Origin of the sequence: Kitasatospora sp. NPDC056181 (assembly GCF_042266225.1) — a bacterium.
Lineage (GTDB): Bacteria > Actinomycetota > Actinomycetes > Streptomycetales > Streptomycetaceae > Kitasatospora.
Genome location: NZ_JBHJUK010000085.1, coordinates 12,362 through 38,540, shown reverse-complemented (window position 1 = coordinate 38,540; position 26,179 = coordinate 12,362). Strand labels below are relative to the sequence as shown.

Annotated in this window: 14 protein-coding genes; 8 read left to right on the top strand and 6 right to left on the bottom strand. The window is 74.5% G+C overall.

From position 1 onward, the window contains the following. The first annotated feature begins 436 nt into the window (after window positions 1–436). The 8 genes from ACFC1F_RS27705 (at window position 437) to paaI (ending at window position 18,638) form a co-directional block, all read left to right on the top strand. A complete protein-coding gene (locus ACFC1F_RS27705; protein ID WP_376162287.1) occupies window positions 437–7,300 on the top strand; it encodes an SDR family oxidoreductase in 6,864 nt (2,287 codons plus the stop codon). A 20-nt stretch (window positions 7,301–7,320) separates the two neighbouring features. Further along, a complete protein-coding gene (locus tag ACFC1F_RS27700; RefSeq protein ID WP_376162291.1) occupies window positions 7,321–12,027 on the top strand; it encodes a beta-ketoacyl synthase N-terminal-like domain-containing protein in 4,707 nt (1,568 codons plus the stop codon). Further along, window positions 12,024–12,338, top strand: coding sequence for an acyl carrier protein (locus ACFC1F_RS27695; protein ID WP_374106182.1), 315 nt, complete (start codon window positions 12,024–12,026; stop codon window positions 12,336–12,338). The genes ACFC1F_RS27700 and ACFC1F_RS27695 overlap by 4 nt, the downstream gene beginning before the upstream one ends. A gap of 1 nt (window position 12,339) precedes the next feature. After that, window positions 12,340–13,284, top strand: coding sequence for an alpha/beta fold hydrolase (locus ACFC1F_RS27690; RefSeq protein ID WP_376162285.1), 945 nt, complete (start codon window positions 12,340–12,342; stop codon window positions 13,282–13,284). Beyond that, window positions 13,281–14,507 carry a glycosyltransferase gene (locus ACFC1F_RS27685; protein ID WP_376162283.1) on the top strand — a complete coding sequence of 409 codons (1,227 nt, stop codon included), beginning with the start codon at window positions 13,281–13,283 and terminating at the stop codon, window positions 14,505–14,507. The genes ACFC1F_RS27690 and ACFC1F_RS27685 overlap by 4 nt, the downstream gene beginning before the upstream one ends. Then, the gene (locus tag ACFC1F_RS27680) at window positions 14,504–15,607 is read left to right on the top strand and encodes a class I SAM-dependent methyltransferase (RefSeq protein ID WP_376162281.1); all 1,104 of its coding nucleotides are present in this window, start codon (window positions 14,504–14,506) and stop codon (window positions 15,605–15,607) included. The genes ACFC1F_RS27685 and ACFC1F_RS27680 overlap by 4 nt, the downstream gene beginning before the upstream one ends. Before the next feature lie 300 nt (window positions 15,608–15,907). After that, complete coding sequence (gene helR / locus ACFC1F_RS27675) at window positions 15,908–18,055, top strand: RNA polymerase recycling motor ATPase HelR (protein WP_376162279.1); 2,148 nt, start codon at window positions 15,908–15,910, stop codon at window positions 18,053–18,055. Between the two features lie 136 nt (window positions 18,056–18,191). Then, a complete protein-coding gene (gene paaI / locus ACFC1F_RS27670; protein ID WP_245206128.1) occupies window positions 18,192–18,638 on the top strand; it encodes a hydroxyphenylacetyl-CoA thioesterase PaaI in 447 nt (148 codons plus the stop codon). Between the two features lie 75 nt (window positions 18,639–18,713). Here the strand turns inward: paaI and ACFC1F_RS27665 are convergent, their stop codons facing one another. From ACFC1F_RS27665 to ACFC1F_RS27640, 6 genes are all read right to left on the bottom strand, one after another. Further along, on the bottom strand, window positions 18,714–19,967 hold the full coding sequence (locus tag ACFC1F_RS27665; protein WP_376162277.1) for a phenylacetate--CoA ligase family protein: 1,254 nt from the start codon (window positions 19,965–19,967) through the stop codon (window positions 18,714–18,716). A 146-nt stretch (window positions 19,968–20,113) separates the two neighbouring features. Then, window positions 20,114–20,977 (bottom strand): SDR family NAD(P)-dependent oxidoreductase, encoded by an 864-nt coding sequence (locus tag ACFC1F_RS27660; protein ID WP_376162275.1) that lies wholly within the window; start codon window positions 20,975–20,977, stop codon window positions 20,114–20,116. Further along, on the bottom strand, window positions 20,974–22,266 hold the full coding sequence (locus ACFC1F_RS27655; RefSeq protein WP_209416704.1) for an MFS transporter: 1,293 nt from the start codon (window positions 22,264–22,266) through the stop codon (window positions 20,974–20,976). The genes ACFC1F_RS27660 and ACFC1F_RS27655 overlap by 4 nt, the downstream gene beginning before the upstream one ends. After that, window positions 22,263–23,504 (bottom strand): AMP-binding protein, encoded by a 1,242-nt coding sequence (locus tag ACFC1F_RS27650; protein WP_376162273.1) that lies wholly within the window; start codon window positions 23,502–23,504, stop codon window positions 22,263–22,265. Before ACFC1F_RS27650 ends, ACFC1F_RS27655 begins: the two co-directional genes overlap by 4 nt. After that, window positions 23,501–24,532: a RimK family alpha-L-glutamate ligase gene (locus ACFC1F_RS27645; protein WP_376162271.1), complete on the bottom strand. Its 1,032-nt coding sequence runs from the start codon at window positions 24,530–24,532 to the stop codon at window positions 23,501–23,503. The genes ACFC1F_RS27650 and ACFC1F_RS27645 overlap by 4 nt, the downstream gene beginning before the upstream one ends. Then, on the bottom strand, window positions 24,529–26,148 hold the full coding sequence (locus ACFC1F_RS27640) for a KamA family radical SAM protein (protein ID WP_376162269.1): 1,620 nt from the start codon (window positions 26,146–26,148) through the stop codon (window positions 24,529–24,531). The genes ACFC1F_RS27645 and ACFC1F_RS27640 overlap by 4 nt, the downstream gene beginning before the upstream one ends. Window positions 26,149–26,179: the final 31 nt, after the last annotated feature.

The following is a 26,179-nucleotide window of genomic DNA, read 5'->3' as shown; positions in this document are numbered from 1 at the left end:
CCGCCCCCCGGGGGGCCGCACACCGCGGGGGTGTTTTACGGGGGCGGGGGGGGGGCGGGGTTGGGGGCGGCCCCCCACCCCCCCCCCGCCGGGTTTGCAGCGGGGCCCCCCGGCCCCCGCGGGGGCCCCACGCCGCGTCCCCGGGCCGTCTCTCCCCGGTCCGGCGCATGCCGCGGCCCGCCCCCCTTCCGGTTGGGGAAGGAGCAGCGCGGGTGGCGTCACCTGCAAGCCGGAGGATCTTGGTCCGTCGCGCGTTGCGCACCTTCGCCTTCTTGACATGTATATGACTCGCAGCTTTAACCTGTGATGCCTTACCGCTCAGTAGCATTCCCCAAGCCCGGACATCCCATTCAGGAAGAACCGCGCCTTCGCATCCCGACAGCAGGCGCGTCATGTCACTGGCCGGCCCTTGCACCGTTACTGTTACGGAGAATCCATGAGGCCCACTGTTCCCCCGGCCGATCTGGTCATAGGGATCACCCCGTTCCAGGAGCCGGACGCCGGCCTCGCCGAGGCCGTCTGCCTCGCCGGCGCACTGGGAGTGCTGGACCTGGGAACCGGCGACCGGAGAGCACGCGAGGAACTCGCGGCCCTGCGCGAGCGCTCCCCGGGCCGGTTCGGGATCCGGGTGGGTTCCGGCTGCCGGCTCACGCCGGAGGACCTCGGCCCCCCGGAGCACTCCGGCGTGGACACCGTGGTGGTGGATTCGGCTGCCGATGGCTGGGGCGTGGCACAACTCCCCGACGGCTACCGGGTGCTGGTGGAGGTGACGGACCTGTCGGCGGCACTGGCCGCCGTGGGATCCGGCGCCCACGGACTGGTCGTCCGCGGCTGCGAGAGCGGCGGCCGGGTAGGGGATCTGAGCACCTTCGTCCTCCTGCAGCAGGTGCTGGCAGCGCCGGGGATCGACGTGCCGGTGTGGGCCTGCGGCGGCATCGGGGTGCACACCGCCACCGCCGCGGTGGCGGGCGGAGCGGCGGGCGTGGTTCTCGACAGCCAGCTGGCCCTGCTCGCGGAGTCCGCGACATCCGACGAAACCGCGGCCGCGGTACGCGGCATGGACGGCTCCGAGACCAGTGTGGTCGGGGGCCGCAGAGTGCTGCAACGCGGCCCGAGAGGCGAACCTCCCCGTGCGGCAGACACCCTGACGATCGGTCAGGACGGTTTCCTGGCCGAGAGGTTCGCAGAGCGGTGGAACACGGCGGCCGCGGCGGTACGTGCGGTGCGGGAGAGCGTGCTGGCGGGGCTCCGGTCCGTGGCGTCCGAAGAAGCGGCATCGTCCCTGCTCCGTCCGCGGACGCCGCAGAGCCGGGCCCTGGGCACCGCGCTGCCGGTGGCGCAGGGTCCGATGACCAGGGTCAGCGACCAGCCCGCCTTCGCCGCGGCGGTCGCCGCGGCCGGGGCCCTCCCGTTCGTGGCCCTTGCCCTGACCGGCGCCGGGGGCACCCGCGACCTGCTCGCCCGGACCAGGACCGCGGTTGGTGAACTGCCCTGGGGCGTCGGCGTCCTGGGGTTCGCACCGGAGGAACTGCGCGCCGTCCAGCTGGCCGAGGTGCTGGCCGCCGGGCCCAGTCACGCCGTGATCGCCGGCGGGCGCCCCTCCCAGGCGCGTGTGCTGGAGGAGGCGGGGATCCGCACGTTCCTGCACGTCCCCTCCCCGGGGCTGCTGCGACAGTTCCTGGAGGACGGGGCGCGCAGATTCGTCTTCGAGGGCTCGGAGTGCGGCGGACACGTCGGACCGCAGCACAGCTTCCCGCTGTGGGAGGCGCAGCTGGCGGTTCTCGAGGAGTTCCTCGACACGGCCGAGGGGCGGCCGCAGGTCGACGTGCTGTTCGCCGGGGGCGTGCACGACGAGCGGTCGGCGGCGATGGTGGCCGCGATGGCCGCGCCGTTTGCGGACCGCGGGGTGACGACGGGGCTGCTGATGGGCACGGCCTACCTGTTCACGCAGGAGGCGGTCGCGCTCGGCGCGGTCCAGCCGCAGTTCCAGCGGCAGGTGCTGGCCGCGCAGGGGACCGAGCTGCTGCAGACCGCACCGGGTCACGCCACCCGCTGCGTGCCCAGCCCCTTCACCGGGGAGTTCAACGCGACCCGGGAGCGCCTGCGCACCGAAGGCGTACCCGACCGCGAGGCGTGGGAGCGTCTTGAGCAGCTGAACGTCGGACGGTTACGGGTTGCCAGCAAGGCCGTCGACCGCACCCCGGAGGGGTTGGTCGCGGTCGGTGAGCAGGAGCAGCTGGAACGCGGGATGTTCATGGCCGGGCAGGTCGCGGTCCTGCGCTCGGCCACCACGACGCTCGCCGAACTCCACGCCGCCGTCACGACCGGGGCGGCCGCCTTCCTGTCCGCCGGTGCCACCGAGGCGCTGAAGCGCCTGGAGGACGAGGTGGCGTGCGAGCCGGAGCCGGCGCCGCTGGAGATCGCGGTGATCGGCATGTCGGGCATGTTCCCCCAGGCCCCCGATCTGCCCGCGTTCTGGGCGAACGTGGTGGGCGGGGTGGACGCGGTCACCGAGGTCCCCGTCGAACGCTGGGACCCGGCCGTGTACCACGCGCAGGACGGCGGGAGCGGCACGACCCCCTCCAAGTGGGGCGGTTTCCTGCCCCGGATCCCCTTCGACCCGCTGGTCTACGGCATCCCGCCGTCCGCGCTGGGCAGCATCGAGCCGGTCCAGCTGCTGGCACTGGAGGCCGCGCGCCGCGCCCTGGTCGACGCGGGCTACGACAGCGGGGTCGGTGACGGCGGGCGGGCCTTCGACCGGTCGCGGGCCGGCGTGGTGTTCGGCGCCGAGGCGGGCAGCGACCTGTCGAACGCCGGCGTGCTCGGTGCGGTCCTTCCGGCCTACCTCGGCCGCGTCCCCGAGCCGATCGCCGAGCAGCTGCCGGTCCTGACCGAGGACTCCTTCCCCGGCATGCTGGCCAACGTCATCTCCGGGCGGATCGCCAACCGGCTGGACCTGGGCGGCGGCAACTTCACGGTGGACGCGGCGTGCGCCTCCTCGCTGGCGGCCCTGGACGTCGCGTGCGGGCAGCTGGTCGACGGAACCACAGACCTGGCCCTGTGCGGCGGCGCGGACCTGCACAACGGCATCAACGACTACCTCCTGTTCGCCTCCGTGCACGCGCTCTCCCCCACCGGCCGCTCCCGCCCGTTCGACGCGTCCGCCGACGGCATCGCGCTGGGCGAGGGGGTGGGCTGCGTGGTCCTCAAACGGCTGGCCGACGCCGAGCGGGACGGCGACCGGGTCTACGCGGTCATCCAGGGCATCGGCAGTGCGAGCGACGGCCGCTCGCTCGGGTTGACGGCACCGCGGCCCGAAGGGCAGCGCGCGGCGCTGGAGCGGGCCTACCGCCGCGCCGGGATCGGGCCGGAACAGGTCGGCCTGGTCGAGGCGCACGGCACCGGCACGGTGGTCGGCGACCGCACCGAACTGGCCACCCTGGAGGCGGTGTTCACCGAGGCCGGCGCCGAGCCGGGCAGCTGCGCACTGGGCTCGGTCAAGTCGCAGATCGGGCACACCAAGTGCGCGGCCGGCCTGGCCGGCCTGATCAAGGCGGCGCTGGCGCTGCACACCGGCATCAAGCCCCCGACCCTGCACCTGCGCCGGCCCAACGCGGCCTGGCAGGCCGACAGCCCCTTCGTGTTCCACGACGAGGCCCGGCCGTGGGTCCGGCCGCCGGCCGAACGGGTGGCCGGTGTGAGCGCGTTCGGCTTCGGCGGCACCAACTTCCACACCGTGCTGCGCGGCCATGCCGGTCCGACACCGGCCCACGGCCTGCAGGAGTGGCCGGCGGAGCTGTTCACCTTCCGCGGCGGCGACCGGGCACGGGCGCTGCGTGGGGCGGACGAACTGCTGCGGCTCGCCCGGGCCGACGGCGCGCCGTGGCGGCTGCGCGACCTGGCGCTGGCCGCCGCCCGTCGCGCGGAGCGGGGGCACGGTCCGGTGCAGGCCGCGATCGTGGCCTCCAGCGTCGCGGAACTGGTCGACCTGCTCGGCCGGGCGGTGGCCGGCGAGCACGCACCGGGCGCCGGGCTGCACCTGGCCGACCCGGACGGCGCACCGGGCGGCGAGGTCGCCTTCCTCTTCCCCGGGCAGGGCAGCCAGAAGCCGGGCGTCTTCGCCGAACTCTTCGCGGCCTTCCCGCAGGTCCGGCGTCAACTGCGGCTCGGACGGGCGTATGCCGACCTGCTGTACCCGCCGACCGCCTTCACCCCCGAGGACCGCGACGGACAGCACGCCGCGGTGACCGACACCCGGGTCGCGCAGCCGGTCCTCGGCATGACGGGCCTTGCGGCCCACGAACTGCTGGCACTGGCCGGCGTACGTCCCGACCTGGCCGGCGGCCACAGCTACGGCGAGCTGGTCGCCCTGTGCGCAGCCGGGGCGCTCGCCGCCGAGGACCTGCCGGCGCTCAGCGCCGACCGGGCCCGTTGCATCCTGGACGCGGTCGGCGAGGGGTCGGACCCCGGGGCGATGGCCGCCGTGACCGCCGACGCCCGGTCCGTCGAGCAGGTGCTGGCGGCAGCGGGGCTGGCCGGCCGCGTGGTGGCGGCCAACCACAACGCACCGCGGCAGACGGTCGTCTCCGGTGCGAGCGACGACGTGGCCGCGGCCGGCGTGCTGCTGCGCGAGGCGGGATACGGGGTCAAGCGGCTGCCGGTCGCCTGCGCCTTCCACAGCCCGCTGGTCGCCGGCGCCGGCGGACGCTTCGCCGCGGCACTGGCGGAGCACACCGTGCGGGCCCCGGAGTTCCCGGTCTGGTCGAACCGGACGGCGACGGCGTACCCGGCGGACCCGGCGTCCGTCCGCGCCGAACTCGCCGCCCAGATCGGCGCGCCCGTGCGGTTCCTCGACCAGGTCGAGGCCATGTACCGGGCCGGAGCGCGCGTGTTCGTCGAGGCCGGCCCCGGCACGGTGCTCACCCGTCTGGTCTCGAACGTCCTCGGCGACCGGCCGCACCGGGCGATCCCGCTCGAACGGCGGCGTGGAGGACTGGCCGGATACCTGGACGCACTGGCGGAGCTCGCGGTCGCGGGCGTCCCGGTCCGCACCGGCCGCCTGCTGCGCGGCCGCGACGCGGTGGAGGCCGGCCGGGCCGAGCCCCCGCGCCGCCCCGGCTGGACGGTGGACGGCCACCTGGTGCGCACCGCCGCCGGAGACCTGCTGCCCGGCGCACTCGCGCCGGCCCGACGCGTACCGGAGGCCCTGATGACCGCCCAGCAGCCCGGCCCGCACACCGGATCCGCCGCGAGCGACGCGCTGATCGCGGACTTCCTGCGCAGCAGCCGGGAACTGATCGCAGCCCAGCGCGACATCCTCCTGACCCATCTGGGGGGAGTGACGGGCACGCCGGTCGTCCCGCAGTCGCCTCCGTCCGCCGCCGTCCCGGTCACCCTGCCGTCCGCATCCGTCCTGGCTCCGGATCCCGTCTCTGCCCCTGCCGCTGCCTCTGCCCCGGTGCCGCCGACGGCCGGCGGGGTGGACGAGGTGCTGCGAGCGGTGATCGAGGTGATCGGTGAACGGACCGGCTATCCGGCCGACATGATCGAACCCGAGCTGGACCTCGAAGCGGATCTGAGCATCGATTCGATCAAGCGGACGGAGATCGTGGGCCTGCTCGCCCGACGGCTCGGCAACGGTGCCAACGGGATCCCCGAGCTGGACGACGCTCAGGTCGAGGAGCTGTCCCGGGCCCGCACGGCCCTCGCCATCGCCCGCTGGCTCACCGCCCGAACCGACCCGGCCGATCCGTCCACGGCCGATCCGTCCACGCCCGAGGTCCCCGCCCCGCGGTCCACCGGGTCGCCGGCCGTCGCGGGGAACGAACCGGTACGGCTGTGCTTCGGCACCACCGCGCTGCCCGACCCCACGGCGGCGTCCGAGACCCTGGCCGGCAAGCGGTTCGCCCTGCTGGGCGACGACACCCACCACGCCGCCCTCACCGCCCGGCTCGCCGCGCTCGGCGCGAACGTGCTGCCCCTGGGGGCGGCCCACGAACTGTCCGAGGCGGACGGCCCCGTGGACGGCGTGCTGTTCCTGGACCCGCTGCGTGAGGACGGGCCACCGGTGCTGCCCGCGAGCGTGCCCGTGCTGCGCGCCGCCCTGGCCCGCGACCCGCGCTGGCTGCTGGCCGCCCGACCGGCCACCGCACCCGCCGGAACCGACCACGACCAGGCGGCCGCCGGGCGGGGCGACGGGCTGCGCGGACTGTTCCGCAGCCTGGCCCGCGAATACCCGCACACCACCGTACGGCTCGTCGAGATCGAGGACGCCGCCCGGCAGGCCCCGGACGCACTGGTCGAAGAGCTGCTGGCCGAGGACAACGAACCGGTGGTGCTGCGCGGCCCGGCCGGCCGCCAGGGCATCGCGCTGGTGGAGACGGGCCTCGGCGTCGTGGCCGGCAGGGGGGCGGGGCCGGCCGGCGACGGGGGCGCGGAGGCCGCCGCCCTGGGCCTGGACCGTGACGCCGTGGTGCTGCTCGTCGGCGGGGCCCGCGGCATCACCGCACGCTTCGCCGCCGCCCTCGCCGCCTCCTCACGCTGCCGGCTGGAACTGCTGGGCCGCACGGCTGCGCCCGGCGGCCCCGAGGACCAGGTGACCGCCGCCGCCCAGAGCCGGGCCGAGCTGCGCGGCGTCCTCGCCCGCCAGGGCGTGCCGCTGCCGCAGATCGACGCCACCGCCTCCCGGGTGCTGGCCGGCCGTGAGGTCGCAGCCACGCTCGGGGAGCTGTCGGACCTGGGCTCCACCGCCTGCTACCGGACCGCCGACGCCGCCGACCCGGCCGCGCTGCGGCAGGCCGTCAAGGAGATCCACGCCGAGTACGGCCGGCTGGACGGCGTCGTCTACGCGGCCGGCGTCATCGAGGACAGGATGTTCGCCGACAAGGAACTCGCGTCCTTCCAACGGGTGTTCGCCACCAAGGCGGACGGCGCCGCCGCGCTGCTCGGCGCGCTCGACGAGCTGCCCGCCGCACCACGCTTCACCGTGCTCTTCGGCAGCATCGCGGCAGCCCTCGGGAACCGGGGCCAGAGCGACTACGCGGCCGCCAACGACGCCCTCGAACAGGCCGGAGCCCGCTGGGCGGAGCGCACCGGCAACCGGGCACTGACCGTGCACTGGGGCCCCTGGGCACCGACCGGCCGGCACGGTGGCATGGTCTCGCCCGAACTCGCCGAGGACTACGCCCGCCGCGGCGTGCGCCTGATCGACCCGCAGGCCGGCACGCTGGCGCTGCTGCGGGAACTGGCCTGGGGCGAACCGGGAACCCGCGCCGTCGTCTACACCGCGTCCGGGTGGTGAGACCGTTGACGAACCCGCGCATGCCGCCGGTGGCCGTGGTGGGGATGGCGGTGCTGCTGCCGGGCGCCCCCGACCTCGCCGCCTACTGGCGGAACCTGGTCGACGGCGTCGACGCGATCACCGACCTGCCCGAAGGGCGGTGGGACGCCGGCTTCTACGACCCTCATGCCGTCTCGGGGCCGGCCGCGCCGGACCGGCTCTACTGCCGGCGCGGCGGCTTCGTGGACGGCCTGGCGCAGGTGCAGCCGACCCGGTTCGGCATCATGCCGGCCTCGGTCCCCGGCACCGAACCGGACCAGTTGATCGCCCTGCAGGTCGCCGACGCCGCCCTCGCGGACGCCGGCGGAAGCGACCGCCTGACCGACCGCGACCGGGTCGGGGTGGTCCTGGGCCGCGGCGGCTACCTGACACCGGGCCTGGCCCGCCTGGACCAGCGGGTACGCGGGGCGCACCAGCTGGTGCGCACCCTCGGCGAACTGCTGCCCGAACTCTCGGCCGGCCAGCTGCAACGCGTGCGCGAGGCGTTCGCCGACCGGCTGGGCCCCGACCGCCCGGAGTCGGCGATCGGCCTGGTGCCCAACCTGGCCGCCTCCCGGGTGGCCAACCGGCTGGACCTGCGCGGCCCCGCCTACACGGTCGACGCCGCCTGCGCGTCCTCACTGGTCGCGGTCGACCAGGCGGTCGGCGAGCTGGCGAGCGGGCGCTGCGACGTGGTCCTGGCCGGCGGAGTGCACCACTGCCACGACGTCACGCTGTGGAGCGTGTTCACGCAGCTGCGCGCGCTCTCCCCGAGCCGGCGGATCCGCCCGTTCCACCGCGGTGCCGACGGCCTGCTGATCGGCGAGGGAACCGGCATGGTGGTCCTCAAGCGGCTCACCGACGCCGAGCGCGACGGCGACCGCGTGTACGCGGTGATCCGCGGCACCGGTGTGGCCAGTGACGGCCGCACCTCCGGTCTGACCAACCCCGACCCGGCAGGTCAGTGCCGCGCCGTCCGTGCGGCCTGGCGGGCGGCCGGCCTGGACCCGACGACGCCGGGCGCACTCGGCCTCCTGGAGGCCCACGGCACCGCCACCCCGGCCGGTGACGCGGCCGAACTGGCCACGCTCGCCGAGGTGTTCGGCCCCGCCGCCGCGGACGAGGAACGAGCGGTGCTCGGCTCGGTGAAGTCGATGATCGGCCACACCATGCCCGCCGCCGGCATCGCCGGCCTGGTCAAGGCGGCACTCGCGGTGCACCACGGGATGCAGCTGCCCACCCTGCACTGCGAGGACCCGCACCCCGCGCTGGCCGCCACCCGCTTCCGCACGATCGGCACCGCGCGGCCCTGGGAGCCGGCCGACGGGATCCTCCGCCGGGCCGCGGTGAACGCCTTCGGCTTCGGCGGCATCAACGCCCACGTGGTCCTGGAACAGGCCCCCGCCCTCCCCCGCTCCGGCGCCCCGGCCACCGCGCTACCCGCCGCGCGGGCCACCACCGTGGTGGCCGAACCGGAACGCGTGCTGCGCCTGGCCGCCGACACCCCCGAGCGGCTGGCCGAGCTGCTGTCCGCGCAGGACTCCGCCGTGTCGGCCGCCGCCCGGCCCGAGCCGGACGGACCCGGCGGCCCCCCGGCTCCCCCGTGCCGGCTGGCGATCGCCGACCCGACCGGCAAGCGGCTGGCCATGGCCCGGCGCGCCGTCGAGCGGGGCAGGCCCTGGCGCGGGCGCGGCGACATCTGGTTCACCCCCGCGCCGCTGCTGGGCCCCGCCTCCGCCGGCCGGGGCAAGGTCGCGTTCCTCTTCCCCGGCCTCGAAGGCGACTTCAGTCCCCGGGTGGAGGAGGTCGCCGACCACTTCGGCCTGCCCCGTCCCGCCCTGGCCGCAGGCGCCCGGACGGACGACATCGGCCGCCACGGCGCGGGCATCGTCACGGTCGGACGGCTCCTGGACACCGCGCTGCGCCGCATCGGCGTGCACCCCGACGCGGTGGCGGGACACAGCGTCGGCGAGTGGACCGCCATGATCACCGCAGGCCTCTTCTCCGGTACCCAGGTGGACGCCTTCCTGGACTCCTTCGACCCCGACGCGCTGCAGGTCCCCGGGCTCGCCTTCGCCGTGCTCGGCACCTCCGCCCACGACGTCCAGCAGACGATCGCGAGCCTGGAGGACATGGGCCAGGTCGTCCTGTCGCACGACAACGCCCCGCAGCAGGCGATCGTCTGCGGGCCCGAGGAACCCGTCACCGAACTCGTCCGCCGGTTCCGGGTCCGTGGCGTGCTCGGCCAGGTCCTGCCGTTCCGGTCCGGTTTCCACACCCCCATGCTCGCCCCCTACCTGGCCCCGATCCGCCAGGCCGCCGAAGGCTTCCGGCTGCACCGCCCGACCGTGCCGGTGTGGTCCGGGACCACGGCGTCGCCGTTTCCCGACACCCCGGCGCAGGTCCGCTCCCTGTTCCTGCGCCACCTGCTCGAACCGGTGCGCTTCAGACCACTGGTCGAAGCCCTGCACACCGACGGGTTCCGGGCCTTCGTCCAGGTCGGCCCCGGCCAGCTGGGCTCCCTGGTGGGCGACACCCTGGGCCGGCGGGAGCACCTGGTGATCGCCGCGAACTCGCCGCACCGCGACGGGCTCGCCCAGTTGCGCCGCCTCGCCGCCGCCCTGTGGGTCGAGGGCGCCGAACCCGACTCGGCCGCTCTGCAGCCCGCCCGGGCACGAACCCCGGACAGCCGCCCCACCACTGCGGTACGGACGCACCCCTCGGTACCGCTGGACCTCTCCGGGGGCCTCGTCTCGCTGGAGCCCGCCACCGTCGCCGCCCTGCGTGCCGAACTCGCCCCCGCCCTGCCGGCGAACACCCCTGCCCGGCCCGCAGCCGGTCCGGCCACCGTGCCGCCCGCCGCTGCGCAGGCCGTCGCACCGAGCGCCGTCGCACCAGCCCGCGCCCCGGGCGACACCCTGGCCGCACTGCTCGACGCCCACCCCGTAGCGGCCGAACTCGGCGCCCTCCTGCGCGACACCGAACGGGCCGTCGCCGAGGTGCTCACCCACCGCCGGCCGGCCGCCGCACCGCCGCACCGGACCGCACCGGCACAGCCCGTCTCCCCTGCCCCGCCGCCGCACCGGGAGCCACCCGCGCCGGCCCGGCCCGTCCCCGCCCGGGAACGCGCGCACCACAGCAGCCACCTGCTCATCTCGACCGGGACCATGCCCTACCTGCTCGACCACTGCTTCTACCGCCAGCGCCCGGGCTGGCCCGACCTGTCGGACCGCTGGCCGGTCGTCCCCGCCACGACGATCGTCCAGCACCTGATGGACGCCGCCGAGCAGGCCGCACCGGGACAGGTGGTCCGTGCCCTGCACGACCTGCGCTTCGGCCGCTGGGTGCCGGCCGCGAGCCCCCTCGACATCGAGATCACCCTTGAGGACGCCGGCCCCGGCCGGTTCACCGCCGCCTTCGGCAGCTACGCGGCCGGCACCGTCGAACTGGCGGACCGCCACCCGGCCCCGCCCACCCCGTGGCCGGCCGAACCGCCCGGGAGCACGCACCGGACGCCGATGCCGGCCACCAGGCTCTACGACGAGCGGTGGATGTTCCACGGCCCCGCCTTCCAGGGCCTGACCGCCCTGACCGAACTCGGCGGGAACCACGTGCGCGGTGTGATCACCGCGCCTTCCGCACCCGGTGCGCTGCTCGACAACGTCGGCCAGCTCCTCGGCTACTGGATCATGGCCACCCACACCGAACGCTCCGTGGTCTTCCCGGTGGGCATCCGCCACCTGCGGCTGCACGGACCGCAGCCGCGCCCGGGCACCGACCTGGACTGCCGGATCCGCATCACCGCGATCAGCCGCACCACCCTCGAAGCGGACGTCCAGCTCCTGGCCGACGGCGAGGTCTGGGCCGAGATCGACGGCTGGCAGGACCGCCGCTTCGACAGCCACCCCGAGACCCGGCCCGTCGAACGCTTCGTCGAGCGCGAAACGCTCTCCACCCCGCAGCCCGGCGGCTGGGTCCTGCTCCACGAGCGCTGGCCCGACCTCGCCTCCCGCGACCTGATCATGCGCAACCACCTGGGCGCAGCCGAGCGCGAGCAGTACGACCGGCAGCCGCCGCGCGGCCGCCGGGCCTGGCTGCTGGGGAGAATCGCGGTCAAGGACGCGGTGCGGCGCCTGCTGTGGCAGGACTCGACCGACCGGCCCTTCCCCGCGGAGATCCAGGTGCTCAACGACCCCTCCGGCCGCCCCCGGGTGCGCGGCCTGCACGGCCGGCTGCTGCCGGACCTGGAGGTCACCCTCGCCCACCGCAGCGAGATCGCGGTCGCACTCGTGCGCCCCTCCTGCGGCAGCGGTGCTCCGGGCCCCGGGATCGACGTGGAAGAGGTCACCGCACGCCCCGCCGAGACCCTGCCCGTCGCGCTGCTCCCGCGGGAGGTCCGGCTGCTGACGGCCTGCCAGGCAGAGGACGGCGCCTCCCGGGACGTCTGGTTCACCCGGTTCTGGGCCGCCAAGGAGGCAGCCGCCAAGGCCGAGGGCACCGGGCTCCGCGGCCGGCCGCACGACTTCACCGTGGTCACCGCCGGCCCCACCGCTCTGCGGGTCGCCGTCGCCACCCCCGACGGGCTCCGCACCCACCACGTGCACTGCACCCGGGTCAGCAGCCCACCCGGCCGGCCGCAACGCGACTACGTCGTGGCCTGGACCGCGGACTCCCCCGACCACCACGACCTCGAAGGACAGACGGCGTGACCACCAGCGAGCACCTTTCCCCGACCGGCCCCGAGATCCTCACGGAGGTGACCAGCATGCTGGCCGCCGTGCTCGACGAGTACGGACTCGACACCGCCGACGTCACCATGGAGGCCCGGTTCACCGAGGACCTCGGCCTGGAGAGCATCGACCTGGTCACCCTCGCCGGGCTGCTGCGCGACCGCTGGGGCGACCGGATCAACTTCGCCGAGTTCATCGCCGACATGGAGCTCGACGAGATCATCGGCCTGACCGTGGGACGGCTCGTCACCCATGTCGAGGACCGGCTGCACAGCGCGGAACGGACCTGACATGGCCTTCATCGACCTGGACGGGCTCCGCTGCCACGTGCAGCGGCTGAGCCCGCAGGACGGCGGTCCACCGGCGGCCACCGTCGTCCTGCTGCACGGGCTGCTCACGGACAGCCTCGCCAGCTTCTACTTCACCCTGGCCCCCACCCTCGCGTCCGCCGGCCTCGACGTGCTGATGTACGACCACCGCGGCCACGGTCGCAGCGCCCGGCCCGCCACCGGCTACCGGCTGGAGCACTTCACCGACGACCTCCAACGCCTGCTGGACCGCCTCGGCATCCCCGGCCCCGTGCACCTGGTCGGCAACTCCTTCGGCGGCACCGTGGCGTTCGCCCTCGCCGCCCGCCGCCCCGAGCTGGTCGCCGGGATCCTGGCCATCGAGTCCGAACCGGCCTCGGCGGCCTGGGCGGCCAAACTGGACGGCATCCTGGCGGACGCCGAGCGCAAGCTGGCCCGGGAGAAGGTCCTGACGTGGATCGCCCGGCGCCGCGGCCCCCACACCGCCCGCCTCGCCCGCACGGCCGGTTCCCTGCTCGCCGAGACGACCATGGCCCGTGACATCCCGGTGAGCCGGCTGCCCGCCGAGGCCGCCCTGCGCGCCATCGCCTGCCCGGTGCTGGCCGTCTACGGCGCGCGCTCGGACCTGGCCGAGCAGGCCGCCCGGCTCGAACAGCTGCTGCCGAACTGCCGGAGCGTCACCGTCCCCGGTCAGGAGCACTCCGTCCTGGTCGAGACCCCCGACACGGTCCGCCACCTCACGCTCGCCTTCCTCGCCGAACACGGCGTCGACCTGCGCCACCCGTCCGCGCAGTCGTCCGCACAGGCGTCCGCTCTGGCGTCCGCTCAACCGGTCGCGCACCCGTCCGATCGACCGGTCGCCCAGGCGTCCGCGCAGGCGTCCGCGCGACCGGTCGGCAGCCGGGCCGCCGAAGGGAGCACCCGGTGAGCCGGTTCCTCTTCGTCGTCCCGCCCCTGGTCGGACACATCAACCCGGCCGTCGGCGTCGCGGCCGAACTCGCCGCCCGAGGCCACCGCACCGCCTGGGCCGCCCTGCCCGAAGCGATCGCCCCCCTGGCCGGGCCGGAAGCCGAGATCCACCCCTGTGCCGTCCTCCCGTCGGCGGACCGCACCGCTCCCCCCGGCCCGCTCGACGAGGCCTACCGGCGCCCGCCGGACCTCCGCGGCACCGCTGCTCTGAAGTACCTGTGGGAAGGCTTCCTGATCCCCCTCGCCGACGCGATGGCCCCCGGCATCGAGGCCGCGATCGCCCGGTTCCGCCCCGACGTCCTCGTGGTGGACCAGCAGGCCGTCGCCGGCGCACTGGTCGCCGAACGCCACGGCCTGCCCTGGGCCACCTGCGCGACCACCTCCGCCGAGTTCACCGGCGCCCTGGCGGGCCTGCCCCTGGTCGAGGCCTGGATCCGCGGACTCCTCGACGGACTGCGCGGACGCATCGGCGCCCCCGGCCGGACCACCGACCCCCGCTTCTCCCCGCACCTGGTGCTCGCCTTCACCACACCGGAGCTGACCGGACCGGCCACCATCGACCGGCCGATCCGCTTCGTCGGCCCGGCCATCGCCCCCCGCCCCACCGAACCGCCCTTCCCCTGGGAATGGTTGGACCCCGGCCGCGCCACCGCCCTGGTCACCCTCGGCACGGCCAACGCCGACACCGGCACGGCCTTCCTGACCGCCTGTCACCGAGCCGTGCAGGAGCGCTCCCACCGCCTGCAGACGGTGATCGCCGATCCGGGCCACGCCCTCGGAGCCCCGCCTCCCGACGCCGATGTCCTGGTCCTCCCCACCGTCCCGCAGCTGCGGCTGCTGGAACACCTCGACGCGGTGGTCTGCCACGCCGGCCACAACACGGTCTGCGAGTCCCTGTGGCACGGCGTCCCCCTGGTCGTCGCACCGATCCGCGACGACCAACCGGTGGTGGCCGGACAGGTGGCGGCGTCCGGCGCCGGCATCCGGGTGCGGTTCGGCCGCCCCGATGCCACCCGCCTCGGCCGGGCCCTCGACGAGGTCATCGACAACGCCGCCCACCGCGCGGCCGCCCGCCGCATCGGCGACTCCTTCCGAGCCGCCGGCGGTGCAGCCGCTGCCGCCACCCACCTCGAACGGCTGACCCGCCCCCTGCCCGAACCTGTGGAGGAACCGCCCCGATGACCACGGCAGACCCGGAACAAGCGCCCGCCCGCGGGACGACAGCGCACCCCACCGAACGCGTCGCCGCCCTGCGCCCCGCCTACCAGGCCGACCTGGCCCACGGCACCGACCGGTTCTTCCACCGACGCCGCACCGACTGCCCCTGGTGCGCCTCCGCCGCGCTGCGCACCCGCCTGCGCACCACCGACCTGCTCCAGCACAAACCCGGCCGCTTCACCCTGGACACCTGCGAGGACTGCGGGCACACCTTCCAGAACCCCCAACTGAACGCCAAGGGACTGGAGTTCTACTACCGCGACTTCTACGACGGCCTGGGCGAGGAACGCCTCGGCAAGACCTTCTCGGCCCGTACCGGCGTCCACCGGAAGCAGGCCCGCTCGGTGCTTCCGCACGATCCGGCCCCACGGTACTGGCTGGACGTCGGCACCGGACACGGCCACTTCTGCACCACCGCCCGCGACGTCTTCCCCAGCACCACGTTCGACGGACTGGACCACAGTCAGGGCGTCGAACTGGCCGAGCGGGCCGGCCGGTTGCGGCGCGGCCTGCGCGGCGAGCTCCCCGAGCTCGCTCCCCGGCTGGCCGGGCTGTACGACGTGGTGAGCATGCTCCACTACCTCGAACACACCACGGACCCTTCGCGGGAACTCGCCTCGGCCCGTCAGGTGCTGCGCCCCGGGGGGCTGCTGCTGATCGAGGTCCCCGACCCCCGTAGCCGCTCCGCGCGCCTGCTGGGGCGGTGGTGGCTGCCCTGGCTCCAGCCGCAGCACCTGCACCTGGCCCCCGCCGCCAACCTGCGCCGCCGCTTGGAGGCCCTCGGCTTCACCGTGGTGCTGGAACAGCACGGCGAGGCGCACGACCCGATCGACCTGCTGGCCGCCGTCTGGCTGTTCCTGGACCGCCTCGCCCCGCGCGAGGACGCACCCTGGCATCCCGGCGGGCCTCCCGGGCGCCTGCGGCGGGTCCTGCGTCCGGCACTGCTCCTGGCCGGCGCCCCTCTCCTGGTCGCCGCGATGCTGCTCGACCGCCTCCTGGCTCCGGTCGCCGGCCGCACCGGCTTCTCCAACGCCTACCGTCTGCTGGCCCGCCGCACCACCTGAGGTGGGCCGTCGGACATCGACAACACGCACCGTAGCGGCCTTCGGTCGGCCAGCGCCGCGTCCGCGGCGGCGGGCGGAGGAAGGGGAGGTGCAAGGAGGAGAACCCACTCCTTGCCACTTCTAACCTATAGCGCACGGGGGGCCTTGCGGCAAGGCCCCCCTCGTACCGCAGAATCGCTCACCGAGGCCAGAACCTGCGGAAACGGGAGATCCACGAAGTGCAGCTGCTGTTGTCGGTTCATGGGGCGGCGTGCGTGCCGCCGGTGTTCGCGGGTACGACCTCGGATCGGAGCCGCTGAGATGAATTCCTTGACCACCAGTGCGTTCGACCTTCCCGACCGCCTCTCCCCCAAGGCCGACCCGGCACTGATCGCCGGCGACGAGCAGCACTTCGCGGCCATCGAGGAGAGCCTCGAACAGGCCATCGCCGAACTGTCGGAGCTCCTCGACGACGCGCGCAGGGCACCCGGCGGCATCGGCCGGGAGGCGATGGACCGCGACGCGGAGGTCCACCGGTTGAGCGCCCGCCTGCGCGCCCTGCGCCGCTTCGGGCTGGACCTGTGCCTCGGACGCATCGTCAGCACCGAGGACCCCGAGCCCGTGTACGTCGGCCGGCTCGGCCTCACCGACAGCACCGGCCGCCGGCTGCTGATCGACTGGCGCTCCCCCGCGGCCGAGCCGTTCTTCGCGGCGACCCACGCCAACCCGGCGGGTCTGGCGAGCCGTCGCAGGTACCGCTGGACCCGCGGCCGGATCAGCGACTACTGGGACGAGGTGTTCACCGCGGACGGGCTCGAAGGGCACGCCGCGCTCGACGACCAGTCCGCGTTCATCGCCAGCCTCGGCACCAACCGGTCGGCGCGGATGCGGGACGTGCTCGGCACCATCCAGGCCGACCAGGACGCGATCATCCGCGCGGGCTCCCGCGGCGCCCTCGTCGTCGACGGCGGTCCGGGCACGGGGAAGACCGTCGTCGCCCTGCACCGTTCCGCCTACCTCCTCCACTCCGACCCCCGTCTCGGCCACCGTCGCGGCGGCGTGCTCTTCGTCGGTCCGCACCAGCCGTACCTGGCCTACGTCGCCGACGTCCTGCCCAGCCTCGGCGAGGACGGCGTGCAGACCTGCACCCTGCGGGACCTCGTCGCGGAGGGGGCGAAGGCGGCGGTCGAGTCCGACCCGGAGGTGGCCCGTCTGAAGTCGTCGGCGGACATGGTGAGGGCGATCGAGCCGGCCGTCGGCATCTACGAGGAGCCGCCCACCGAGGGGATGACGGTCGAGACCCACTGGTCCGACATCTGGCTGAGCGCCGACGACTGGGCCGCGGCCTTCGGGGCGCCGGAGCCGGGCACGCCGCACAACGAGGCGCGCGACCAGGTCCGGGAGGAGCTGCTGACGATCCTGGTCGAGAAGGACGACAGCGACGCCTCCCCAGAGCTGCTCCGCCGGTCGCTGCTGCAGAACAGGGAGCTGATCACGGCCCTCAACCGCGCGTGGCCGATGCTCGAACCGACCGACCTCGTCGGGGACCTCTGGTCGGTACCCGCCTACCTGCGCAAGTGCGCCCCCTGGCTGAGCCCCGACGAGGTCCGCAAGCTCCAGCGCAAGGACGCCCAGGCCTGGACGGTGTCCGATCTGCCGCTCCTGGACGCGGCACGACAGCGGCTCGGCGACCCGCAGGCGTCCGCCCGCAAGCGCCGGCACGAGGCCGCCGTCGCCGCCGAACGCGCCGGCAGGGCCGACGTCATCAGCGGCCTGCTGGAGGCCGACGACGACGGTGAGGGCGCGGTGACCATGCTGCGCGGGCAGGACCTCCAGGACAGCCTGATCGACGAGACCGCCCTGCCCGCCGCCGACCCGGACCGGCTCGCCGGCCCGTTCGCGCACATCGTCGTGGACGAGGCCCAGGAACTGACCGACGCCGAGTGGCAGATGCTGCTGCTCCGCTGCCCCTCGCGGAGCTTCACCATCGTCGGGGACCGCGCCCAGGCCCGGCACGGGTTCACCGAGTCGTGGCGGGAGCGGCTCGACCGGGTCGGGTTCGACCGGATCGAGACCACCTCGCTGGGGATCAACTACCGGACGCCGGAAGAGGTCATGGCCGAGGCCGAGCCGGTCATCCGGGCCGTGCTCCCGGACGCCAACGTGCCGGCCTCCGTCCGCAGCAGCGGCATCCCGGTCGTGCACGGATCCGTTGCCGACCTGGACTCCGTCCTCGACGCCTGGCTCGCCGCGAACACCGACGGCGTCGCCTGCGTCATCGGCGATCCCGGGTTCCCGACGACGCCCCGCATCCGGTCGCTGACTCCCGAACTGTCCAAGGGACTTGAGTTCGACCTGGTCGTCCTCGTCGACCCGGAGGCGTTCGGCGAGGGCATCGAAGGCGCGGTCGACCGCTACGTCGCGATGACCCGCGCGACCCGGCAACTCGTCGTCCTCACGAGCTCCTGACAGCGGATTCCGTCCACCCGGTGAGCCATTGACAGCCCGTCACGGTGCTCGGTGTAATGCGGGTGCACTGCGGAGGCACTGCGGAGGCAGGAGACGGCGGCCGTTTCGGGCTGTTCCCGGGGGAAAGCAGGAAGTCATGGGTGCGGACACGATGGCGGCGGCGGAATCCGCCGGGCTCAACGCGCGGATGGCCGCGCTGTACGAGCGCGACGGGGCGTGCCAGGGGCTGGGCATCGCGCTCGACGAGGTGTCCTCCGGGCGGGCGCGGATGCGCGTGACGGTGACTCCGGCCATGGTGAACGGCCACGGCATCGCGCACGGCGGCTACCTCTTCCTGCTCGCCGACGCCGCGTTCTCCTACGCCTGCAACAGCTACGGCCCGGTGACGGTGGCCCAGGCCGCTCAGGTCACCTTCCTGGCCCCGGCGGAGGTCGGGGACGAGCTGACCGCCGAGGCGGTGGAGCGCGTCCGGTCCGGGCGGAGCGGGATCTACGACGTGACGGTGCGCAACTCCGCGGAGAAGGTGGTCGCGGAGTTCCGCGGGCAGAGCGTGATGCTCGCCGGGAAGCCGCACTCCGGCTGACCGGGCGGGGGCCGATCCCCCGCCCGGTCAGCCGGTGCGCCAGTGCGCCGATGCGCCGGCGGAGCGGACTCGCGGCTAGGCCGGCGGGCGCTCGTCCACGACCTGCTGGAGTTTGCCGGTGCGCGGGTTGGTGGTCAGCCCGGAGCGCGGCACCCATTCGACGGTGAGGTGGTGGATCGCGCCGGCCGCCACCTCGTCGGGGTAGAGCGGCCGGGCCCGGTAGACCGCCTCGACGAGCCGCTCGCTCAGGCCGGGCGGAGGCTCCTCGGTGCAGCCGAGGCGCAGGATCAGGCCGTCCCTGCCGTCCCAGCGGCGCTGGACCAGCTGCATGCCGGAGACGACCTGGTCCGGGTCGTTGGCGAGCAGCACGGCGCGGATCTCCTCGGTCGGCATGGCCACCGTGCCGACCCGGGCGCCCTCGCCCGACCGGCCGACCAGCCGGAACCGCCCGCGTTCGACGTCGACCCACTCGGCGCGGTCGCCGGTCGGGTAGCGGAGGATCGGCATCAGGGTGCGGAACAGGTTGGTGACCACCACCCGGCCCGGCACCCCCGGAGTGGTGACCGGCTCGCCGCTCACGTCGTCGACCAGCTCCACCACGGTGCGGTTCGGGAACGCCTCGTGCACCCGGACGTCGTCGCCCGGCACCGGCGCGCCGACCAGCCCGGCATCCACCGAGGCGTAGCCGATCGAGGCGACGGCCGCCTTGGGGAAGGCCCGGGAGAGGATCGGCCGCAGGTCGGCGAAGAGCAGGTCCCCTCCGAAGAGCAGCAGTTCGACGCGCTCGCTGGCCTTCCCCTGCCTGACCAGGTACTCGGCGACCGAGCTGAGCTTCATCGGCTCGCCGGCCAGCACGTCGACGCCGAAGTCCTCGATCAGGGCGGCCACGTAGGCGTCGGGGGCGGCACCGACCGGCAGCCGGACGTTGTCCACCGGTGCGTGGTGCAGGGCGTTCTCGATGTACAGGAAGCCGCCGTACAGCTCGCCGGCGCAGAACAGGTTCGCCACCCGGTGCCCGGGCCTGAGACCGGCCTGGACCAGGCCCGCGCCGAAGGCGGTCACCGAGTCGGTGTGCTCGGTGCGCGACCAGGGGGAGAACTTCGGGACGCCGGTGGTGCCGCCGGTCTTGTAGACGCCGGCGTCCAGCAGCGGTCCGGTGAGCAGCCGGTTGTCCGGCCAGGAGTTGGCGGCCCAGAAGGCCGTCTGCTCGATGACGGGGAGCTGGTCGAGACGCTCGACGCGGGCCGGAAGGTCCCGGTAGAGCTCGGCGTAGAACGGGGAGTTGCGCCGGGCGAAGTCGATCAGCTCGGGCAGCGGTTTGGCGGGCACGGGCTCTCCTGACGTGCGGTCGGGGCGTCGGTCGGGCACAGGATCGGGACGTACGGTCGGGGTGTGAGGGCCGGGCACGGGGCCAGGCGCAGGGCCGGGCGTGGGGCCGGACTCGGGGCCGGGCACAGGGTCAGCCGGGCACGGGGTCAGCCGGACTCGGGGCGGCCGATCCAGGTGCGGGCGAGGGTCTGGACGGCGGCGCCGTCCGGGTCGGCGAGCTTCTGCTCCAGGTACGCGGCGGCCCAGTCGCTGGTGGGCACGCGGAAGGCGGGCCGTTCGGCGCGCAGGGTCCGGACGACCACCTCGGCGACCTCCCGGGCCGACTGTCCGGCCGCCTCCCAGCCCTGGCCGCCGACCCAGGCGAGGTGGTCGGCGAACGTGGGCGCGTACGGGCCGGAGGCGGCCAGGATGGTCGTGCGGTCGATGTCCGGGAAGACGCCGAACGCGGTGTCCGGTACGAAGCCGGGCACGACGACGGAGACCCGCACGCCGTGCGCCCCGGCCACCGGGGCGAGGCTCTCCATGAACCCCTCGACGGCGAACTTGGCCGCGCAGTATGCCTCGTTGAAGGGCTGGCCGACGACGCCGTGCACGCTGCCGACGGTCACCAGCCGGCCGGCCGAGGCGCGCAGCAGCGGCAGCGCGGCGCGGCTGACCGCGATGACGCCGAAGAAGTTCACCTCCAGATTGGCCCGCAGCGCGGCCATCGTGGACATCTCCAGCGTCGGGTCGAAGTTGGAGACGCCGGCGTTGTTGACCACCGCGTCGAGCCGTCCGTAGGTCTCGGCCACGCCGTCCACGCAGGCGGCCACGGAGTCGGCGTCGGTGACGTCGAGCCGGCGGACGTCCAGGGTCACGCCGGCCCGCCCGGCCGCCTCGGTGAGCGCCGCGCCGCGGGCCGGTTCGCGCAGCGTGGCCACTGTGGTGAACCCGGCCCGGGCGGCCGCGACGGCGGTGGCCAGGCCGATCCCGGATGAGGTGCCGGTGATCAGGACGACCGGCCCGCTCATCGCGCCGGCTCCGTCAACCCGGGCTCCGCGTCGGCGGGTTCCTTCTGCGCTCGGGCGGCGGCGTCGAGCCGGGCCTGGATGCCGAGCGCGGGCAGGAAGGAGCAGGCCGCCAGCAGGGTGCCGCCGGCCATCGTCCAGCGCGCCGCGTCCAGGATGCCCAGGGGGCCGGTGAGCGCCGAGACGGCCAGACCACCGAGCAGGGCCGCCAGCGGGATCACGCCCCAGGTGACGGTGCGGAACGCCGCGTGCATCACGCCCTGGTGCTCGGCGGACATCCGGGACTGCCGGGTGGGCGCGCTGCACACGTTGATGCAGGACATGAAGAAGCCGTAGCAGCCCATGGTCACCGCGATCACCGGCCCGGCCGGCAGTGCGGGCGCGGCCAGCACGCCGAGGCCGACCAGGCAGTGCAGCAGCAGCGACCAGGCGAGCGTGCGGCCCAGGCCGAACCGTTCGCTGATCCGCGGGGCGATCACCGCACCGGCCAGCGCGCCCACCGCGCCGACCGACATGGCCGCGCCGAAGACGCCGACCGAGACCCCCATGCCCCGGTAGGCGAGCACCGGCAGCACGGTGACGAAGACCGGTCCGCCGCAGTTGAGGGTGACGGCCGCCAGCACCACCCGGCGCAGCACGGGATCGGCCCAGTTCATCCGGAAGCCGGCGGTCAGCCGCTCCCAGACCGTGCCCTCGACGACCGTGCGATCGCCCCACGGCTTCATGGACCGGAAGCAGGCGGCGGAGACCAGGTAGCTGGCCGCGTCCACGAGCAGTGCGGCCACGCCGAGCGCGCTGTACAGGGCCGCCGCGATCGAGGGGCCGGCCACCTCGGAGACCGAGCCGCTGCCCTCCAGCCGGGAGTAGGCGCGGACCATCTGGTCCTCCTCCACCACGGCGGGGACGGCGATCAGGTAGCCGACGTTGAAGAAGATCGTCGCGCCGCTGATCACCGCGACGCAGCCGAACAGCAGCGGGGTGGAGAGGAAGCCCAGCCAGTGGGCCAGCGGGATCACCGCGACGGCGACCAGCCGGATCAGGTCGCAGACGAGCATCGTCCGTCGCTTGTTCCAGCGGTCGACCAGCACGCCGGCCACCGGACCGAGCAGCGGGATGCCCAGGTACTGGGCCATCGCCACCACGCCGACCTGGAGGGCGGAGGCGTGCAGGACGAAGATCATCAGAGTGGGGACGGCGAAGACGGTGATCCGGTCGCCGACCACGCTGACCGTCTGGCCTGCCCAGAACAGGTTGAAGCCGCGCCCCAGGTCGGCCGGGCGGCGGGCCTTCACGAGGCCTCCTCCTCGGCCGTGCGGACCACGAAGCCGGCCGTCTTGCCGGTGCGGTCGTTGCCGACCAGCTCGCCGACCGCGCTGACCCGGAAGTCCTCCGGGTCGTGCTGGAAGGCGGTGCTCAGCGTGAAGGTCGCGGAGAACAGCTCCGCGCGCAGCCGGTCGGTGTCCACGGCCGTGCCGGGGTCGGTCAGCAGCAGGACGTCCACGCCGGTGGCCCGGCCGCCGTTCTCGGTGATCACCACCTGCGCCCGGGAGACGCCCGGCTCGCGCTCCGCCCGGGCGACCAGCTCGTCCACGTGCAGGCCGAGACCGCGCACCTGGACGACGCTGTCGCGCCGGCCCAGGACCCGCATCGCCCGGCCCCGCCGCCCGCACGGACAGGCGGTCAGCTCCCCCGCGTCGCCGGTGCGGTAGCGCAGGACCGGGTTGAGCATGTCGGGGTTGAGGGTGGTGAAGTCCAGCAGCCCGTCCGGGCCGACGTGCACCAGTTGCTCGGGCAGGGGGTGGAAGGTGTCGGCCGGGCAGTCCGGGGTGTTGGTGCCGACCACCCACGTCTCGGTGGAGCCGAACATGCCCCAGCGGCGGGCCTGAGGTGCGACGGCCGCGAGGTCGTCGGCGAGTTGCGGCTGCCAGGCCTCGCCGAGCCAGAGCACCTTGCGCAGGGCGGGCAGCTTCAGCCCGGCGGCGCGGGCGTGCGCGAACCAGAGCCGCAGGACGCTGGGTGTCCCGCCGATCGCGGTGGCCTGCTGGTCGGCGAGGAGGCCCAGCCAGTCCCCGTACTCCTCCCGGGTGACGGACCCGAGCGCGATCACCCGGCAGCCGGCCAGGTCGGCCAGCGCGGCGGCGAGGAAGTGCGCGCCCCACATCCGGCCGGCACCCCAGGCGTTGACGAAGGTGTCGTCGCGGTCGAGCGGCTGCCAGTGCGCGTGCACCCCGGCCATGTAGAAGCCGGTGGGCGCGTACCCGACCTTCGGAGCGCCGGTGGAGCCGCCGCTCTGGAACAGCCAGGTGGCACCGTTTTCGGAGCGCGGCTCCAGGTGGGCCAGGGCGACGTTCAGGTCGTCCTTGGCCAGCGGCGGAAGGGCGGCCAGCTCGTCGAGGGAGCTGACCGCACCCGGCAGGCCGGCGTAGCGCGGGGCCAGCGCGGGCACGGTCCGCAGCCGCTCCAACGCCCGGGCGGCCACGGGAAGATGTGGAGCAGCGGCCTCGGGCGGCAGGGAGAAGGTGTCGGTCATCGGGGGTCCGTCCGTGGGGTGGTGGGGGTGCGGTTGGCGAGCCACTTCGCGTGGGCGTCCCGGTAGGCGGTGAACCGGGCGCTGGTGATGTCCCGTTGGAGGGTCCGGTGCGGGTCGGACCAGTCCGGGGCGATCACCCCGTCCGGCTCCAGCTCCGAGAACCAGTACCGCTCGCCGTCGTACAGGAAGTCGACGCAGAAGAACGGGATCGCCAGCTTCTCGGCGAAGTAGGCGGTGGCTTCTGCCAGTTCGGGCGGTACCGGCGGGAACTCCATCGTCCCGCCCCGGCTGGCGTTGGCCACCGGCGAGCCGGGCTCCGGGATCCGCTTCATCACCGCGTACGGCTCGCCGTCGACCACGTAGACCCGGTAGTCGACGGTGCCGTCGCCGAGGTACGGCTGGGCGACGAGCGTGGTGTCGCCGCCCTGCGCGAGGCTGGCCAGACCCCGGATGTCCTCCGGCCCGCGGGCCAGGTTGATCCCGCCGCCGCCGCACCAGCCGGCCGGTTTGACGATGGCCGGGTAGGTGAGGTTGCCGAGGGCGACCTCGTACTGGTGCTTGCTGATGTCCCGGCCGGTGCCGATCCGGACCGACGGGATCGGCGGCACCGGCGAGTCGGCGAGGTGCAGCACGGTGGCGAGCTTGTCGTTGCCGATCAGCGAGACCTGCGGCGGGAACGGCAGGTAGAAGCCGGCCTGTTCGAGCACCGCGTAGAGCGCGTACTGGTTGAAGACGTCCATCGACTGGTAGGGCAGCGAGTAGAGCGCGGTGATGAAGAGGGTGTCCTGCGGGGTCACCGGCTCCTCGTCCACGTAGACCAGCGGCCGGGCCGGGTCGGTGGCGTCCACGGTGACCGCGTCCGGCGCGTGCCGGCACCACGTGAGGCCCAGTTGCTCGGCGGTCTCGGCGTAGAGGTCCCAGAAGAAGTGGTGCCAGGTCGCCGTCATCCGGGTGGACTCGCGGTCGGGGAAGATCCAGCACATCCGGCGCAGCGGGCCGGGGTCGTTCGCGGGGCCGGTGGGGTTCACCGTGCTCCTTCCGGGGTGGTCCGTGGGGTCGGCGGGTGCGCGGCGGGTCCGGCGGATCGGGGACCGGTGGGTCCGGCGGGTCCGGCGGGTCCGGTGGGTCCGGTGGTCCGTGGGGTCGGCAGGGGCGCGGCGGGTCCGGCGTACGCATGGGGTTCGGGAGGCCCGGCGTACGCGGCAGGTCCGGCGGGGGCGGGCTGCACGGCCGGGGCCGGTGCGGCGCTCGCCGCGCGGTCGGCCCGGTCGGCCCGGTCAGCCCGGTCGACCCGGTCAGCCCACCAGCGGCGGCCGGCCTCCGGGAGGGTGTCCACCGGGTCGTAGTACGGGTGGCGGCGGTCGAGCGGGGCCCCGCCGGCGGGGTCACGGACCTCCGGCTCGGTGCGGTAGTTCTTGGTCCAGTAGGAGATGCCGCGCTCGCGGTCGTACCCGACCGCCTGGTGCACCCAGCGCTTGCCGAGGTCCGGCACGTCGCAGACCAGCCGAGGCGTGGCGTAGCCGGGCAGGTAGCCCATGATCGCCTCCTGGAGCCGCTGCGCCTCGTGCACGCTGGTCCGCCAGTGTTCGGCGTTGGGGATCATGTCGCAGAGGTAGAAGTAGTAGGGCAGGATGTTCGCCTCCCCCTGGAGTGCGAAGCAGAGGTCGAGCAGGTCCTCGGGGGTCGCGTTGACGCCGCGCATCAGCACGCCCTGGTTGCGGACGTCCCGCACGCCCGCGTCCAGCAGCGCCCGGGCCGCCTCGGCGACCAGCGGGGTCACCGACCGGACGTGGTTGGCGTGGGTGTGCACGGCGAGGTTGACGGCACGCCGGGCGGCCAGCGCGGCGACCCGGTGGACGCCGTCGAGGACCTGCGGCTGCAGCCAGTGCTGCGGCAGCCCGACCACCGCCTTGCTGGCCAGCCGGATGTCCCGGACCGACTCCAGCTCCAGCAGCCGCATCAGGAACGACTCCAGTTGCGGCCAGGGCACGTTGGCGAGGTCGCCGCCGGAGAGCACGACGTCGCGCACGGCCGGGGTGCGCTTGAGGTAGTCGAGCATCTGCTCCTGGCGGTGGGCCGGCCGGAGCACCAGTCTGGCCTTGGTGACCTGGGGCGTCGAGGTGCCGACCAGGTCCATCCGGGTGCAGTGGCCGCAGTACTGCGGGCAGGTGGCGACCAGCTCGGCCAGCACCTTGGTGGGGTAGCGACGGGTCAGGCCCTCCACCACCCACATCTGTGCCTCGTGCAGCGAGTCGCGTTCGGCCTTCGGGTGGCTGGGCCACCGCGGGTGCCGGTCCGCGTGCACCGGCAGCATGTAGCGGCGGACCGGGTCGGCCAGGAAGGCCTCGGTGAAGGCGTGCGGCTCGGTCGGGGCCTGCGCGGCCATGGTGTTCAGCATCTGCGGCGGCAGAAGCATCGGCATGGTCGCGAACTCGGCCTGGTCGGAGGCGAGTTGCTCGTAGAAGGTGTCGGTCAGCAGCGCGCCGGCGACGGACCGCAGCTGCCGGGCGTTCTTGACGCAGTGCGCCCGCTGCCACTGGGCGTCCCGCCACTGGGCCTCGGTCACGCCGCGCCAGCCCGGCAGTCGGCGCCAGTCCGGCTCGGCCAACGGCGTCCGGACGTACTGGTACGGCTGCTGCGCCACGGTGCCCACCGGACCTTGGGAGCGCGGGGGT